The sequence below is a fragment of the Paraburkholderia sp. MM5496-R1 genome (assembly GCF_050436205.1).
Taxonomy (GTDB): Bacteria; Pseudomonadota; Gammaproteobacteria; order Burkholderiales; family Burkholderiaceae; genus Paraburkholderia; species Paraburkholderia tuberum.
Window position 1 is genome coordinate 1,449,620 of sequence record NZ_JBNDLT010000002.1, and the last position, 15,850, is coordinate 1,465,469.

14 protein-coding genes and 2 pseudogenes are annotated in these 15,850 nt (G+C 57.1%); 9 read left to right on the forward strand and 7 right to left on the reverse strand.

What is annotated here, in order from left to right:
• Nucleotides 1-60: 60 nt before the first annotated feature.
• Nucleotides 61-1,404 (forward strand): IS4 family transposase, encoded by a 1,344-nt coding sequence (locus OKW38_RS13570; protein ID WP_429361853.1) that lies wholly within the window; start codon nt 61-63, stop codon nt 1,402-1,404.
• Here OKW38_RS13570 and OKW38_RS13575 read toward each other — a convergent pair.
• From OKW38_RS13575 to OKW38_RS13585, 3 genes are all read right to left on the reverse strand, one after another.
• Nucleotides 1,401-1,715 carry a hypothetical protein gene (locus tag OKW38_RS13575; RefSeq protein WP_429361854.1) on the reverse strand — a complete coding sequence of 105 codons (315 nt, stop codon included), beginning with the start codon at nt 1,713-1,715 and terminating at the stop codon, nt 1,401-1,403. The two genes, OKW38_RS13570 and OKW38_RS13575, sit on opposite strands and share 4 nt — an antisense overlap.
• Before the next feature lies 1 nt (nt 1,716).
• Nucleotides 1,717-2,994 carry a hypothetical protein gene (locus tag OKW38_RS13580; RefSeq protein WP_429361855.1) on the reverse strand — a complete coding sequence of 426 codons (1,278 nt, stop codon included), beginning with the start codon at nt 2,992-2,994 and terminating at the stop codon, nt 1,717-1,719.
• Between the two features lie 315 nt (nt 2,995-3,309).
• The gene (locus OKW38_RS13585) at nt 3,310-3,954 is read right to left on the reverse strand and encodes a DNA cytosine methyltransferase (RefSeq protein ID WP_429363741.1); all 645 of its coding nucleotides are present in this window, start codon (nt 3,952-3,954) and stop codon (nt 3,310-3,312) included.
• Between the two features lie 198 nt (nt 3,955-4,152).
• Here OKW38_RS13585 and OKW38_RS13590 point away from each other — a divergent pair, with 198 nt between their 5' ends.
• From OKW38_RS13590 to OKW38_RS13600, 3 genes are all read left to right on the forward strand, one after another.
• Nucleotides 4,153-4,740 (forward strand): hypothetical protein, encoded by a 588-nt coding sequence (locus OKW38_RS13590; protein WP_429361857.1) that lies wholly within the window; start codon nt 4,153-4,155, stop codon nt 4,738-4,740.
• A gap of 636 nt (nt 4,741-5,376) precedes the next feature.
• A protein-coding gene (locus OKW38_RS13595; RefSeq protein ID WP_429361858.1) for an IS3 family transposase occupies nt 5,377-6,560 on the forward strand; the annotation gives its coding sequence in 2 pieces (ribosomal slippage) (nt 5,377-5,647 and nt 5,647-6,560; 1,185 coding nt in all).
• Nucleotides 6,561-7,961: 1,401 nt separating this feature from the next.
• Nucleotides 7,962-8,456, forward strand: a complete 495-nt coding sequence (locus OKW38_RS13600) for a hypothetical protein (protein WP_429361859.1) — start codon at nt 7,962-7,964, stop codon at nt 8,454-8,456.
• A gap of 364 nt (nt 8,457-8,820) precedes the next feature.
• On the opposite strand, the gene OKW38_RS13605 is transcribed toward OKW38_RS13600, so the two are convergent.
• From OKW38_RS13605 to OKW38_RS13620, 4 genes and pseudogenes are all read right to left on the reverse strand, one after another.
• A complete protein-coding gene (locus OKW38_RS13605; RefSeq protein WP_429361861.1) occupies nt 8,821-9,417 on the reverse strand; it encodes an RES family NAD+ phosphorylase in 597 nt (198 codons plus the stop codon).
• A gap of 8 nt (nt 9,418-9,425) precedes the next feature.
• A complete protein-coding gene (locus OKW38_RS13610; RefSeq protein ID WP_429361862.1) occupies nt 9,426-9,860 on the reverse strand; it encodes a hypothetical protein in 435 nt (144 codons plus the stop codon).
• A 904-nt stretch (nt 9,861-10,764) separates the two neighbouring features.
• Nucleotides 10,765-11,163, reverse strand: coding sequence for a response regulator (locus OKW38_RS13615; RefSeq protein WP_429361863.1), 399 nt, complete (start codon nt 11,161-11,163; stop codon nt 10,765-10,767).
• Nucleotides 11,164-11,633: 470 nt separating this feature from the next.
• Nucleotides 11,634-12,145: pseudogene (locus OKW38_RS13620) on the reverse strand (hypothetical protein).
• A gap of 1,742 nt (nt 12,146-13,887) precedes the next feature.
• On the opposite strand from OKW38_RS13620, the gene OKW38_RS13625 reads away from it, so the two are divergent.
• The 5 genes and pseudogenes from OKW38_RS13625 to OKW38_RS13645 all read left to right on the forward strand — a co-directional run bounded on the left by OKW38_RS13625 (nt 13,888) and on the right by OKW38_RS13645 (nt 15,844).
• Nucleotides 13,888-14,253 (forward strand): response regulator, encoded by a 366-nt coding sequence (locus OKW38_RS13625; protein WP_429361864.1) that lies wholly within the window; start codon nt 13,888-13,890, stop codon nt 14,251-14,253.
• 375 nt (nt 14,254-14,628) lie between these two features.
• Nucleotides 14,629-14,895: pseudogene (locus tag OKW38_RS13630) on the forward strand (DUF3331 domain-containing protein); the annotation flags it as partial.
• Between the two features lie 147 nt (nt 14,896-15,042).
• A complete protein-coding gene (locus tag OKW38_RS13635) occupies nt 15,043-15,252 on the forward strand; it encodes a hypothetical protein (protein ID WP_429363743.1) in 210 nt (69 codons plus the stop codon).
• Nucleotides 15,185-15,565, forward strand: a complete 381-nt coding sequence (gene hfq, locus OKW38_RS13640; protein WP_429361866.1) for an RNA chaperone Hfq — start codon at nt 15,185-15,187, stop codon at nt 15,563-15,565. The genes OKW38_RS13635 and hfq overlap by 68 nt, the downstream gene beginning before the upstream one ends.
• A 54-nt stretch (nt 15,566-15,619) precedes the next feature.
• A complete protein-coding gene (locus tag OKW38_RS13645; RefSeq protein WP_429361867.1) occupies nt 15,620-15,844 on the forward strand; it encodes a hypothetical protein in 225 nt (74 codons plus the stop codon).
• Nucleotides 15,845-15,850: the final 6 nt, after the last annotated feature.

Consider the following 15,850-nt stretch of genomic DNA (forward strand, 5'->3'; position numbering starts at 1 on the left):
AAAGCCGTGCTTGTAAACTTTGGCCGGATCGCGTCTACTCTCGTAATTTGGGCGGACGCGGTGACGAAGGCGGCACAGCAGTGGATCGAGCAGGAATTTGCGGGGCTGGACCTTGGCGACGCCCGCCTGGACAGGAGGGCAAAGAAATTGATGGAACGACTTGCGGCCAATCCGACGGCCAGTATCCCCCAGGCGTGCGATAGCTGGAGCGAGACGTGCGCGGCGTACCGATTTTTGCGCAATACGGATGTGGCCTGGGAAGCCATCCTGGAGCCGCATTGGGCGAGCACGCAGGAACGCATGCGCAGCCAGTCGGTCGTGCTGTGCATCCAGGACACCACCGAGCTTGATTTTAACGGCCAGGACATCGACGGTCTGGGGCCGTTGAACTACGAAGCAAGGCGCGGGCTGTACTTGCACCCGACCTATGCGGTGACGACCGAACGCGAACCGCTGGGCGTGCTCGATGCATGGATGTGGGCGCGCGAGGAGCTTGACGCCGATGGTGTCCGTCCTGGGCCGAAAGAAAGCACGCGCTGGATCGAAGGCTACGAGCGCGTGGCGGAAATGGCGCCGGACATGCCGCACACGCGACTGGTGTACGTGGCCGACCGCGAGGCGGACATGGTGGAAATGATGCGCCGGGCGCACGAACTGGGCACGCCAGCGGACTGGCTGGTGCGCGCCCAACATGACCGCTGCCTGCCCGGCGGTGACGGCGCCAGGCTGTGGGCGAGTACAACCAGCGCTGAGCCCTTGGGTGAAATCACCTTCATGACCGGCGCCCGCGAGACTCAGAAGAGCCGCACCGTACGCCAGCAACTGTGGGCTCGCGAAGTCGAGATAGTGGACGGCGAACGCGGCAAGCTCAAGGTTCACTGCGTAATCGCACGCGACGTGGGGGCGCCCGCTGGCATCAAGCCGATTGAGTGGCGTTTGCTGACCAACCGAGCCGTCGCAACCCAGGAAGACGCGGTCGAACTGATCAATTGGTACCGGGCCCGATGGGAAATCGAAATCTATTTCCATGTGCTCAAGAACGGCTGCGAAGTCGAGACCCTGCAATTGGCCGCTGTCGACCGGATCGAGCGTGCGCTGGCCTTGTTCCTGGTAGTGGCATGGCGTGTGACGTATCTGATGCGCAAAGGCCGGACCTGTCCGGATCTGGATGCCGCCTTGTTCTTCGATCCGGACGAAATTCGTGGCGCCCACCTGCTGGCCAAAAAGAAGATGCCGACGCCGCCGCCCACTGTGAATGAGGTCGTGCGGCTGATTGCGCAAATCGGTGGTTTCCTCGGCCGAAAGAGCGACGGTGAACCGGGTGCCAAGACCATCTGGCGAGGGCTCGATCAGGTACTCGCTGCCGCTGACACGCTACGCGCGCTCCGCGACGGGCTCGGCTAAGGACTTATGTATAACGCTATGACCTCAAGCACCTGGCCGTCACCGTTATAACCGGCGAACCGTAATACGCTGTGCCGAGTCAACCGCTCTAATCCATCAACCTTCTCACCATGCGTGTTTTGCGCCAGAAACTCGAGAACCTTTGCTTGCTCGCCAATTACGATGATTTCGAGTTCAACGATGTGGGCATTTGCCCAGCCGATAAACAGCGCTTCAATCTCTGCGCTATCAAGTATTCTGCTCCCCAGGAACAACACCAGTGTCGAGTAGGGGCCGGGAAACGTTTTGGATGAAACCGAGAATGCTTCCATGTTAGTTCTTTACCGGCAACAAAATCGAATAAGATGTTCCTTCAGCGACGGCGCATTCGCGGTCGCTCCACGGGCGCAAAAAGAAGTTGACGTCGCTTCCCTCGAAGAATACGTGCGTACCATCTTTAAGGCAGGCATAGTCACCTTCACGAGCAGCTTTCGATGCCTGTGCCGCGACATTGCGAATCGCTGACTCGGTTCCGAAGAGATACGCAAGCCTCCCAGTACGCAGCCGCATGAACCCGTTTCTTTCGCGCAGGATGCGGGCAACGGAGAAAAGTCCCACGCCGCGGTTTGCATCGTTAGACGACGTCCGCCATTTTTTGAAGCATTCCGCTATAGCGTGACTTTCCGCTTGAGTATCATTTACCTCGAGAGGGTCCTGACCAAGCTGCCAATCCGCCTTTGAAGATAGCCAGCGCCTCGCAAGGCCCGGCCCTGAATCCACTATGGACATTTCGATAAACGTCCGGCGTGGCCGGTCGCCCTGTGTCCGCTTTGCGCTCTCTCCGAGGATATGGGCGAGATAGGCTTGGAGGTGGCTGTTAGTACCGGCGAACACCTCGTGATTGCCCTGGTCGAGTTCGACCAAGCGAAAAGTAACGGCCCGGACGCCGTTGTGGTACAGGCCACCATTTACATCGGTGCGGGCCCACCAGTCAGCGTTCTCCATGAGCTCACGCACAAGACTTGCCAAAGGCCCGGCGATTTCGCGCAGCTGCTGCCCACTCCACTGTGGAGCGAGCTGACTCAGGATGTCTTGCACGACCAGCCGAATTTCCGGGTATGGCCGCATGACATTGCGACCATCCACCTGAGCATACAACGAGCGGACGTATTCACGTTGCGCGCGCTGTACACAAATAAGGTTGGCCCTCAGTTCCGCCGTCTCATGTGTATTCATGAAGTCGTAGGACTCCATGGCGTCAAGATACGAATTGAAGTGCGCAGCGACAGACCGTTCAATCTTCACGCCACCGGCATCCTCCGCCGCATGAGCCATCACCCACGCCACAAGTACGTGAGGGTTGCCGAACGCCCGCCGCAAGACCTCGTTGAGGTGTTCGCTGGAGGCGGAAACGTCCATGAAGCGAGAAACAAGCTGTTCGCCGACCTTGCGCGCAGCCGTAACGATGTATTGGAGCGTCATTGCTTCGACGCAAAATGGCGTCGGCCGCTGCGGAGTTGTGATGAGCTGCAGCACTGGGCTCGCGGCACGCTGCAAGGTGAAAAGCCGCTCCTCCAGAGATTCCAGCGATATGTCTTTCGTCAGGTCCATGTCGTTGAACTGCTCGCGAAACGTGCGATTGGGAGAGACACCATCTTACATCGGAGCCGGCTCTTCACCCATGCGGCAGTCAATGCTTCAACCTAATTTTCCGGGCCGCGGGTGGTTTCTCCAGCGTGTCGTTCTTGACAACGAGGTCCGCGCTGGGACAGCGACGACCATTGTCACGTCTTTTTTGACCGCGCCCCCTCCCCCGTCTTGCCATTACCTTGATTTCCACTGCTTGCTACTGAGTAAGCATCGGCGGCAGAAGGTCGCCATCCTCTCGCAGGCAGGTCTACTTCGGCGCGAGGGTAACAGAGCACATCAGTCAAGGCAGCTTCGAATCCACCGACCAGCGGCTTCTGCCAACTGCACCGGCACCGCGTTACCCAATTGTCGCATTGCTTGACTCCACGCTCCCGACGGCGTGAATGAATCCGGCATGCCCTGCAATCTTGCAGCTTCTCGTATCGTGAAATACCGAACGCGGCCCCCATTGTCGACAAGCATGTTCTCTCCTCCAGGTACTCCATGAGTTCCTGCCTTCAGAGCTTTGGACGGCGCATCTATTAGACTGCCGTCATGCCCGGGATAAGCTCTTGCCCCCCTTCGAAACTCGTGCCTTGACGGACTGAACCCGAGAACCGGTTCGCCGAGCCCCGAAAACGCGTCCCGACAGGTTCGCCAAGGCAGCTCTTTCGGCTCCCGACCGGTTGCCTCGAACTCGAGGAGTATCGATTGCTCGATACGAGACTTTGTGCCCGATTCCGGGCTCGGGATATTGTGTCGCTTCCAATATGAGCCCGAGACCCACTTCTCCCATACGAGCCGTCTAAAGCTGTGGGTGGGAGCGGGAAAAGGCCTTAGCGAGCCGCAGTCGACTCGTACCCCGCCGACGAAGACTCTCTCTCGCTTTTGTGAAACTCCATAGTCCGCAGCATTGACTGCAATGACGGCTAGCCGTCGTATTTATCTCACGGTAGGCTGCTGTGAAGACTTGCAGAAGGCATAAAGCGGGCTGCGGCAGCATCACCGACCGAAAGCGAAAAGGATTAGTTGATTGGCGACGAAGAGAAAGGGCCAAGCGCGGCGCGCGGAGAAGTTACTCAATCTCACCGCACATCCATTTAACTATTCAGTCATGCAAGGTAGCAGCAATATAAATAATTGGATATTTTTCGCAAACTATTGCTTTATACACCAGATAACCTTACCCTGCCTGAAGAAACTAGCGTTCCAAGAGCGATTTGGGCGATAGTACTTCAACACCAAAACCAAATCCACAGTCAACACCGCGAAACCTACGTTATTTATATGCCGGAAAACGAAGATATCACCAAAAATCCAATTTGGATAATTACAGAGTTTGACAGATTAGCCGAAAATCTCTTTTGCCATTTTGACTATATAGATTTAGAAACCAACGCGCTCGCTCAGAGAATGCTAGATTTAGGACCTCGATTCAAGTCCTTGATGGAAAACGATAAATCATTTGGCCATCTGATGGACTACGGGCAGTACGACGATGACCACGTTCTCAACTGCCCGCATTGCCGCGAACTCCGAGAAGCCGCTCGTCTCGTAGTTGATATCAAAGGCGCTCGTGCAGCCGCACGTAGGAAAGTCTCGGCGCTGGGGGAGCGATGGGGGCATCCATTGTTCACTCGGGGGTCTGTGGTCAAGTCGCCCTACCGCGTAGGTGGTGCGCCTCTCTACGGACTGGAGTCGGAATCCGATGACGGCAGTCATTCTTAACAACCTACATTCGGAGAGACGGATTGAAACCGTTCACTTCTATCGTGAAATCTCACTTTGGCCGTACCGACAGCTAGCCCGAAAAAGTTTATCTTGAACGTGCTTTGAGACGTTACGGCCCAATTTTTCACAATAGAACAGCGCTATTTTTAATTTTGGTTGCGACGTTCGTCAGTCAGCAGCTGTCCGTCGACAGAGCGGAGCAAAGGTGTTCACCGAAGCTGTCAAATCGGTACTACCGAACATATTCCTAGGTACGCACAGCGCCCGCAGTGTCTTTCAAGCTTCCTGCTTTTCTCGCCTGCACTAACGCGTAGTGCGCTTGTGTACGCGCCGGGTCGTCCCAACTATCTGCTCTGTCCGACCTCGATTTATCTGCGAGCGACCAAGGAATGGAGAACCATCGGTCCAGAATCCCGCCGACAGAATCGAGCAACAGCGGCCTCAACGTATCTCGGGTACCAGCGCAAGCGAGCGGCCGCGCTCGTCGCGATTGAGGCAAAAAACCAACGATTCGACTCGCTGCTGACAGCAGAAGTGACGCCGCGCCCGGTGCTTCATACAGCCAACGGCTGAGCTTGCCCCCGAAAAACGAATCCCTTGCTGAGCAGGTAAACTCACGCAAGGAGAAGAACGATGACAGGCAAGGCAAAGCGGGCACAGTACACGCTCGAATTCAAGCTGGAAGCGGTGCGACTGGTCAAGGCCGGGCAAAGCATGGCAGCAGTGGCGGCGACACTGGGTGTGGTTGAACAGACGCTGTACAACTGGGTGAAGGCTGAGCGGGAAGGCAAGCTGGCGGGAGCTGGGACAAGGCCAGTAAGCCCGGAACAGATGGAGCTGGCCCGGCTGCGTGCGGAGGTAGCTCGCCTGAAGATGGAGCGAGATATTTTAAAAAAAGCCGCTGCGTACTTCGCCAGGGAATCGATGTGAAGTACGCATTCATTGAGCGCAATCGACGCCACTGGCCGGTCTCGGTGCTGTGCGAAGTGCTGGAGGTCAGCCCCAGCGGATATCATCAGCGCCGGCAACTCGCCGCGCAGGGCAGGCCGCACCGAAGCCGCGTGAGCGACGATGCACTGCTCGCAAACATCAAGGCGATTCACGCGCAGGTCAAGGGCGAGTACGGCTGGCCGCGCATGTGGAAGGAACTGCTCGCGCGTGGCGTGCGCGTGGGCAAGGAGCGGGTTCGCAAGCTGATGGCGCAGCATGGCATTCGCGCTCGCCACAAGCGCAAGTACATCGCAACGACGAACTCGAACCACGATTTGCCGGTGGCGCCGAATCTGCTGGAGCGCAATTTCACCGCCACTGCACCGAACCAGGTCTGGACGAGCGATATCACCTATCTGGCGACAGCCGAGGGGTGGGTGTACCTCGCGGTCATCATCGACCTGTTCAGCCGGCAGGTGGTGGGCTGGTCGATGCAGCCGCACATGAAGGCTGAGCTGGTCACGGACGCACTGCGTATGGCGTGGTTCCGGCGCCACCCGGAAGCCGGCGTAATCGTGCACAGCGACCGGGGTAGCCAGTATTGCAGCGGCCTGTTCCAGGACACGTTGAAGGCCTATGGCATGAGTTCGTCGATGAGCCGACGCGGCGATTGCTGGGATAACGCGCCGACCGAAAGTCTGTGGGGTTCGCTGAAGGTAGCACGCATGCATGGCCGGCACTTCGCCACGCGGCGTGCCGCAATGGATGAGGTGATTGACTGGCTGGGCTTTTACAATGCACGCCGGTTACACTCGACACTCGACTACGTCAGTCCCATGACATTCGAGAAAAACTGGTTCGCAGCCCAGCAAGGCGAGGCTGCGTAATTTCCTCGGTTAAGGGATTCGCCAAACAGGGGCAAGGTCAGACCTCGTCATTCCGAAAGCCGCTGGGTTCGCTGGCGTGGCCGTCGTAGTAACGCTCCCATTCCGCCCTCTCGTCGTCTTCTGCTGTCTCTTCCACCATCGTCCCGGCAGAAATACTTCTTTTCGTCTACTCGCGCGTATCATTGTCTCTAGCGAATATGGAAAAGCATCCTTATAAGGAAAGATGTAAATTTGTAGATTCGAGTTGGAATGGATTTTGCGTTGAGGGTGGACCATACCATTTGACTTCGTGTTAGAGGTCACATTTATCATTCGTGAATTGAATACAATGATGCTGTGCCTCTAATTGGCACGTGTTGGAACGCCGGCCGCTGTAAGCTCGCTCTTCGCGGTGAGGGCCTTTCGATTTCCGCAGTCTCAAAACATATTTGACCTATGTTCCCAGCGATTAGCGCTTCGGGAGGGGAGCCGTATGTCGGCGGACACAGACGAAAAACACCTGAACCTAATCTTTAGGAAGGTGCCTCTACTTGAAGGGATTCATCGTAACGATGTTTAATTTGGTTCTAGGTTTATCTGCATGACCTTTTAGCAGGGGAGCTGGAAAATGGGCTTCATGTGTTGGACTTTGACATTTGTCGTCGCGCCGATATTGCTGCCATTCCTTGGCGCGTTCTGGGTGGGGCGCTTATTTCCAGGGCCGCCCACGTCAAGAAAGAGTCCGGGCTTGTTCGCTATCGTTCTTGGACTGCCTTGGCTAGCAGCTGGATGGGCGTCAGGTGGTTGGTATGAACTCTTTGACCGCTGCTCGAAGACTCATCTTTTTTCGGCACAGATTGAAGCCTTGTGTGTCTTGGAAGTCGTGTTGCTCTTCATTTCGATTGGAACCGCGGTTACTGGAATAGCAAGAGAGCCGTGGGGTGATGGTGGCCGGCGCGAATTCACTGCTTTCACTGTTGCCTTGACTTTTGTCTCTGCTGCTGTCTTTACGTACGTCCATTGGACCTATGCAGCTATGTAGTGCTTCCTGTCGGCTACGAAGTGTTTGAGCTGATGAAGGCCGCTGCACCTTGGGAGGAGGCTGCCGCTAAGACAAATAATGAGAGCAAGAGGGTCCTAAGAAACGCGCTACCGCCTCACCAGAGAAGTTAAGGCGGCGGAGAAGGGAGCCCTCACGGAGTCGCCACCGGATTTCTGGAAACTGCCTCCTTGCGTGTTTATATAATACTCTCCGCGCAGAATCTCGCGGGGTGGCCTAAATTGGAGGAATTCGGCTCTTCAACCAACTGCCCTCGTGAAATTAGTGAGCCCTTTTCCCTGTAGACGTTTGACGATTCATATCTCCGGGCTGTTCCTGCTCGGCCATCGGGTGAACACATTATGGGCCATCCGAGAGAGTCGTTGCTCATGCTTCTTTTGGCGGCAGCCGAATCGACCAAACGAAACGAGGGCATGCGCGAGCTAAACCGGGTGCAGGTAGACAAGAGCACCCGCTCGTTGCTGCAGTTAGCGGTCGAGCGACTGAGGACCGTGCTGAAGACCGTTGATTACAAATACGACGCTTGTCGCGTCACTACCTTTCAGACCTTTTTGGCTCGCTGGGTGGAGCACATCCCCGTAGCCAATCAGCCCACGTACAAGCAGACTCTGCAATTGATGGCTGGTGGGGAAAACCTGTCGGCGCGGACGTACGAAACTGGTCACTGGGAACCGGTGGCTACTTCGCTCGCTGATTTGCGAGAGCGGCGACCGGATACCGAGTGGCCCCAGCCCTTGTCGCGTCTAGTAAGACCATCACATTTAAGGTGCTCGATTTTTGACGAAGAAACCGGTCAGTCAACCAACCCTGGCGCGAAAAAATGCTCGGCCTATTTCAGAGTTCAACGCCATTGCTGATAGGTCTATCTCGCGACGACCCGAATCTGCGGAGTGTTCTTGCCGACGTGAAAAGGTCTCGCGTGTTGCTTGGCTCTGGACATCTGTATTGGGCAACCCGGCTTTACAAGCGCGGAGACGCCGATAAATCTTTGTGGGAAAACCATGGCGTCTGGTGCGACAAAGTCGCAAGCTACGTGGACGTAACAAAGCTTCTGATGGCAGTTTGCAAAAAATCGTCCGAGCTCCCTCACGAAATCAAAACTCAGCTGACGATGACATCAGTATTCAGCGGCCCGCGAGGGGGAGGTGTTGGTCGTCCAGCAACAACTGACCACAAAGTAGATACACCGACGAACGCCGCTGACTCCCGCACGCTGTCCGACTAACTCGGCGTGACATTGAAATCAACGAGGACGTTCGCTGAGCCCGCATACTTCGGGAACGGCGTCGCGCTTGTCATGTGAACCTTTGACTTCGCCCGGTCCTCAAACAGAACAACAGCCTGTTCCGTGTTCAAGTGGCGAGAGACATACAAAATCCCGTCGACTTTCTTGGGGTGCGCGTACACCGCCTGTCCCCACGCCTGCGGGACATCGTACGGCAGAACTGTCGATAACGAACCGTCGCCGCCTAGCCGCTTAAGAGGGATACCGCACAGCTTTGCCAACACAACTGAACTGCCGTCGAATGTAATGACGAAACGACGGCCAAGTTCATAACTTGGTATCAAAAATCCATTCACCGGGTCAGCGACTTCGTTGTGCAGAACAGTTTCGGCGAAAGCACAGTGCAACGTAAAGCCCATGTAGCTTGTCCCGTACACGCACGTAGAATCATCAAACCGGTTGGCGCCGGTGTGACCGAAAAACGGCTCATTGACGTTTTTCGGGGAAATGCGGATGAACTTGGTTGTTGGGTCGAACGTTTCCGTCTCTAGATTAGCACTGGGGAATTTTTGTGGATTGGGCGCGCTCAGCAAGGAACCCCCTAGCACTCAACATATGCTCGGGCGGCCCGCTTCACACGTTCCACCTGACCCTCCCGAAGCGCCTCGAGCGGTGCGACACCCCCGAGCGACCCGTTCTTCGCCGTGAAGAAATGCCACTTGCTCCAACCGTGCAATTCTCCAAGCAGTGTACTGACCGCGGCCAGCTCTCGCGGGTCGATTAAAGGGTCCAAGTAAAATGCGGGCGCGAAGGTCCGCTGGTCAATGTTAACAGTGAAGAAGCGCTGCGCGTCTGCTAGGGCGAGTTCAGGAGCCCGCGCAACCCATTTGTCCCTGATTTTTTCGACAGGCAAGAGCTTGCCGTCCTCGACGAGCTTGCGCCGCAAGGGCTGTGCCGCAGCTTCATAAGCATCGAGGTCTAGTGTGCCTAATGATGACCCTAACTCTGATTGCTCATACCATTGAGGACTGTTCATTTTGGCCTCGCGAAGAGGAGTACGGCGCACCGGTCAGACCATCGTACGCGTAATCCCAGTTTCCCGCACCCTGCCGTCAAAAAGCGATACGGGTCAGCCCTGCGTTGGTGCGCTCCCGAACGTATTTTTATACGGCTGTGCGATTTCGTCTCCTGTTCGGTATGCCAGGCCGTGTAGCGACCTGTGCGCCGAATGAACAGCGCGGGCATGCGCGCAGTTTGTCCCCAGACAGGCCGCCGCCCGAGACGCCGGCGCCGGCTTGTTCAGCCTTGGGCCGAACGAACTCTGGTGTTGCGGCTGAGACGTATCTCGACGCGACCGCGACGGGTTCCTGTTGCAATATCGAGTTGTCCATACCGGCGCTTTACCCGGATTGTCCACGTCATACCGCAGACTACAACGTCACTGTTGGAGTCTCGGATAAATGAAGCACGGCAAGTCGGACTTGCCTGGGCGCTGGCCTGGATAGATAGCCACGGGTAGCAACTTTGGTCGGTGCCCTAACGTTTCGCTGGTCGCCTCATCCGGTGTCGCATTTATCGCTGAGCACCTCTTTTCTGTTCTGATACCTGCTCGCGGGAGACCCGCGCTCGCGGAGGTCCCCCGCTAAAAGAGTCCCATGCAACTCATGGCTTTATATGTCAGAACAAGTCTTTGATTGAAGAAGATGTAAAGACATCTCTAGCGAATGATGTTTTAACTATTTCTCAAAGTCTGTAGCGGCGACTCACGCGGTCGGAAGCGAAAGCTCCGCCAACGAATGCACCGGCATAAAAGGGTCCTGTCCGGAACCTGCTTGCAACGTGACGCCAACAAGACCCGAAGACAATCGACCAAAAGGGACTCACGGCGCTGAGCTACGCCGACGTAAGCGGCACTCGTACTGAGAGCCGCCGTCGACACTTCAGCTTGGCTTGAGTCTAGGCGGCCAGGAGAGCGCTCGCATCGCTGCTGCAGCGAGCATCTTCGATGACTTGCATGAGTGCTTCGAGGGAGAGAAGGGTTTTTGCAGACACACATCGAAGAGCCCGGCAAACTCTTCGTTGCTATCGCTGTCACCCGTCATGGAGGCAACAAAGGGCCGGGGGAAGACTGGCCTGTCCAGCAGCGACAGCGCGACGGCGCTGCCGTTGATGTCGGGGAGGTTTTCGTCCAGGAAAACGAGTTCGAAAGCGCTGGCATGGAGCAGTTCCAGCGCAGTCTCCCCGTCGTGCGCCATAACGGCGCGGTGACCAATGCAGTCCAGCAGGAAAGCCAGACTGTCCGCGACGAACTCATTATCGTCGACGACGAGCACATTCATTCAATATCCTTATTACGCGAAGTTCGCGGCGCTGCCAAGAATGCTTCTTATGTAATAAAATATTATTAAATGGCGTTGCCTGTATTTTAGTCTTGCAGATTAATTCATAAGTATATAACCACGGACCCGTTCAGCAGGCGTTTAAATACCTGCCATACGACGCGAAGGAAAAGGTCGACAATGCAACCGGGGACTAATGGAAGCAGCGGAGCCCCAAAGCCCCAGGTCTTCGCTTCGCCTTGTAGTCAAATTTCGGCGTCCGCGCTCTTCCGCTGGCAGATAGTTCTGCTTATCGTCATACGTTAGTTGAATTGATAGTGGAGGTGTTGAAAGACCCGTCGACGTGCAATGGAGGCTGAAACTGGTCACCGCACGGACCGACACTGCTGCGCGTGGGCGAGCTGCGTCCACTGAACCCACAGCCTCAACTGTCGGGGAACTGTTGAACACGAGCGCATCTCTGTTAGCGTTCAATGCGAACGCCCGTGGCCGCCGCCACCGCCCCAGTAATGGCCGCCGCCCATACCACGCCAGGGGTATCCGTTGCCACCCCAGTCCCCATGACCGCCCCAACCGCCTCGATATCCGTGGCCCCAATAGCCGTGGTGGCCCCAGTAGCCATGGTGGCCCCCGCCGTAACAGCAGCCGCCCCAATAGCCGAAACTCAGTGACACCGATGTTCCCCACCACGCGGGCCAGCCGTAGTACGGATACGCGACGGGGTAATCCGCAGGCATGACGAAGACAGGCGCGGATGGTGCGATATAGGTGTTCGTCGATGCAGATACATCTGACGCGGCCGCACCGGTCGCGGCTACGTCGCTCATCGAGAAAGGATATTGCTGCCGCGGCGCCGCCGCCGGCACCTCGCCGTACGGAACGTAGCCGAAGGGCACGTAGTAGTAGCAACCGGACAGAGCTGCGGACAGGACCACCACCGCAACGACGCCGCCCCGCGCGACGTTGCGTCCAGCGTTTTCATGACCAGCTCCGGGGTCTGATGCGACGCAACATGCGGCGCGTCTTCAATTAATACGGTTCGTGAGCGTAGGCGAGCAAGCAGGATGCCTATTCGCGAGTGCAAGATTCAGCTTGACCCGAACGGTCGCGAGAGTACGCAGACGCTGCTCTTCGCATCCTTGTAGACGCAACCCGCGCGGAGCGCTTACATGCCGCCTTAGTATCCACCTCCCGTGTCAGGGCGGGCGAGAGGCTGAATCAGAATGTTGCGCCGCCTTAAGAACAACGTGGGGCCCAGATTTGCCCACGATGGGCTGCATGAATAGAACTGGAAATCGCAGACCCATCACCCTGCCGGAAATGCAAGTCGTGAAGAACGGTTCGAAGGTCGCGGAAGCTTTCCCTCGCGAATACCGGACCCCGGGTCCTTAACCGCGGCGACAACATCGCCTTCAGGGTCAAGGCGGGACTGGACTATGCACGGTTCGGGCACCGTTCGTTAAATCTCCTAAGCGAAGTCTGGGGTGTGTCCATTTAACCGGAGTTAGCGATTTGCCTCTGCGGGCGGCTCAGGAAGGTCGCTCTAAGCTGGGTGGATATCCGCGTTGCCTCCGCCATCCTCCCGGATGACCACAGGACGGGCTGACGAAGCCGCAAGGCCATCGCAGCCATTCCACAGTCCAGCAGCCTGCATCAGTCGGGAACCAAGCCTGAAACTCCTAAGGAACCTAGGGTATTGGGTGCTGGCGTGGGACCTTCCGTTGCCCCTGTCTACGCTCAACTCCGGTTAAATGGACACCCCAGAGCGAAGTTATACGCCCGTATAACCAGGTAACGCCAACGCGGTATCGACATATCCGACCGCATAGTAGATTTGCCGTTCGGCAAAACCTACTCTTCTCTCATCGAGACAGCGTTGCCGTTATGACAGTGCAAACTCGCGGTTCGGCCCGACCACGACATCGCCTTTTGGGTGGCCCGACCCGTTCGCTCTTTTAACGTCTTCAAGGATTCATCGTGTCAGCTGTTTTGCACAACTGGATATATATCGGCAGTAACGCGTATGCGGAGTACACGTTCGTGCCGTGGCTTGACAGGAACATCTATCGCCGTACCGTCGACCTCTCCGCAATATGCATCCAGTAGCCGCAAGTCAGGGATTATTCAACCTCTAGCCACGTACTGTGAAGCTCTGTTGTGCAGGTTGTTGACATTCCAACGTCTTCCGGCACTGACGCACCGCGCGGAGGCACGCTACCGAAAGACCTTGGCGAGCCACCAATGGCCGCAAAGCGCAAGTCTGCATTGAGGATGCATCACCCCATCGGGAATTCCGACTCTACGCGAAAACCTCAAAACACGGCTCGCGCCCATTGCCACCGCACTGACGGAAGAACTCGCGGCGCTGTTGGCAGCCGCTCTCGACGACGGAAGAAAACGGACGCTCGACCGTCTGTCGCAGGCGCTAAGCGACGCGGTCCCAGAGTTTCTGCTAGAGGCGTTTGAACAGAAAATGCTCGCAGCCGGAAAGTCAGCGTCGGAATGTCGGCCATCGCTTGTCGCGGTAAGGCGCGCGAGTCAGGCTGCACCCACCGGGCAAGCATGCGCACCTGATGAAGACGTTAGCACAGACTGTGCTGTCGGCGGCGTCAGCTGCCGCGAGAACGCTCCCGTCCAACGCACTGCTTTCAACGCGTGCGAGCAGCGGAATAGCTGTTGCCGGCAAACAGACGAAGTGAAAGACCACCGCTTCGGGGGCGGGTCATGGTGATGGTGTTACTGGTCGATGACGACATGAGCCTGCTTCAGGCGCTTGAAACGTTGATTTGCGGAGAAGGTTACGAGGTAATGACTGCGTTGAACGGGGATGAGGAACTGCAGGCAGCACGCCGAAGGCGCCCTGACATCGTGGTTTCGGATTTCATGATGCCGGTCATGGACGGGCCCACCCTCATAGGTGCGCTCGCGGCCGAGCCGGACTTCGCAACTATTCCTGTCCTTTTAAACTCAGCGGTGGCGACACCACCGGCCCACCTGCAGGTGGCGGCATTTCTCAGAAAGCCAGTCGCGGCCCCGCGCCTGCTCGAACTGCTTCGACTGCACAGTCACAGTAAGGCCCAATCGCTGTGACTGGTCACTTCGATATACCGCCAATGGAAAGCCATTCCTGCCTCCATCGAGGAGTACCGCATTTTCGAAGAAAGCGCAGCCGCCGGAAACAGTGCTAAAGGGAGGAAGACGATGTTGAACGCTGAACCGAATACGGGCTCCACCATCCTGTCAGAGAGTGGCTCCAATCGTACGTCTATTGTCCCCGCGCTGCCTTCAGCCCACTATCCGTCGCCGCACCGGCCGGGCCGGCTCGCCCAGTCAAAGTCCGCTTGCGGCACTTCGTCGCCGAATGGCATGGACCCCTGGGCATCGACGCTCGCAGCCATCCATCGATTTTCTTCCCCGCCAGACCCGATGCGAACTGCTCCGGACCTGTCCGGCCGTCCCCGCTCCATGGGCGAGCCGTTCCGTCCCCGGCAGACGGGCGGCGGCGACGTGCGACCCTTCACTGTGACCGTAGTTGAGGAACTGTCCAATTGTCTCTTCGTGCTGCGCTGGCGTGACGCGACGCTTTGCAACTACGAAGAGCAGGTCTGGGCGGCGTGTCTCGCTCGCGCGTCAGGGTGTTGCGCCCTATCCGGCAAGCATATCAATCTGGGCGACTCAGTCTACCGTCCCCGAGTCCGCGGACGAGTCATACCACTTAACAGAGACGCAATGATTCTCGCCAGCGAGCTGGTCAAAGCCCGCACAGGTGCCGGACACGCGCTGGAGTTAATGTATGTTGGACTCGGACTCGCTAAAAGCATCCCCAGAACACAGGCGGTCTCAGGGTGCTCACTACCGCCTGACCACAGGAGATTCAATATGAAACTTGAGGCAGCCACGTTCGTGCGACTACGCCGTCTCGCCCCGGTTCTCGACGACATTCTCAGCACAGGCGAGGTCGACCACGCAGACCAGGCCGTAGGCCTTGATTCGCTCGCCCAGCTATGCTCACAGCTCTTCGATGCATACCGCGGCCAACATCCGGGCGAGATTGCGCAAGTGCGACTCGACGCCCTTGAGTCGCTGTAACGCACCGCTTAGGGACTGGCTCGCGGCTTCAGGTATCGCCGGTAGAATCAAAGAACCTATCGCTTTGACCCAGAATACGACCGTACCTCCATGCGTACAGGACGATTTTCTGCAGACGCTCGCAAAGGACAAGACCACCGTAAGCGTGTTCCTCGTGAACGGTATCAGACTGAGTGGCCAACTGGCCGGCTTTGACCAGTTTGCAGTTCTGTTGGAGTCTGGCCCAGGCGTGCAACCTGTTTTCAAACATGCCATTCCGACCGTGATGCCGGTCAATGGCAGGGCCCCGGCCGCGGTTCCGGCTCGGCGGTGAGTCGGGACAAGCCGAACAACTTGTGAGTTCGCGTCCGATGAGAATTGTCATGACATGCTGTGGCCTACGCTTGACGTGCGCATAGCCGAAGCCGCAACCGAATTTCTGCAACAAGGTTTTTCACTCGCCAACACCGCCTGCGAAAACGTGCAAAAAGCCACGAAGCAGGCAGTCGATGTCGCGCAAGGTAACCTGAGCGCCGCAACGAAAGCGGCATCGGAGGTAGCCGAAGCGGCTGAACAGGCAATCGAGAAAGCGGCGAAGGCGGCAAAGCAGTAATTTGAA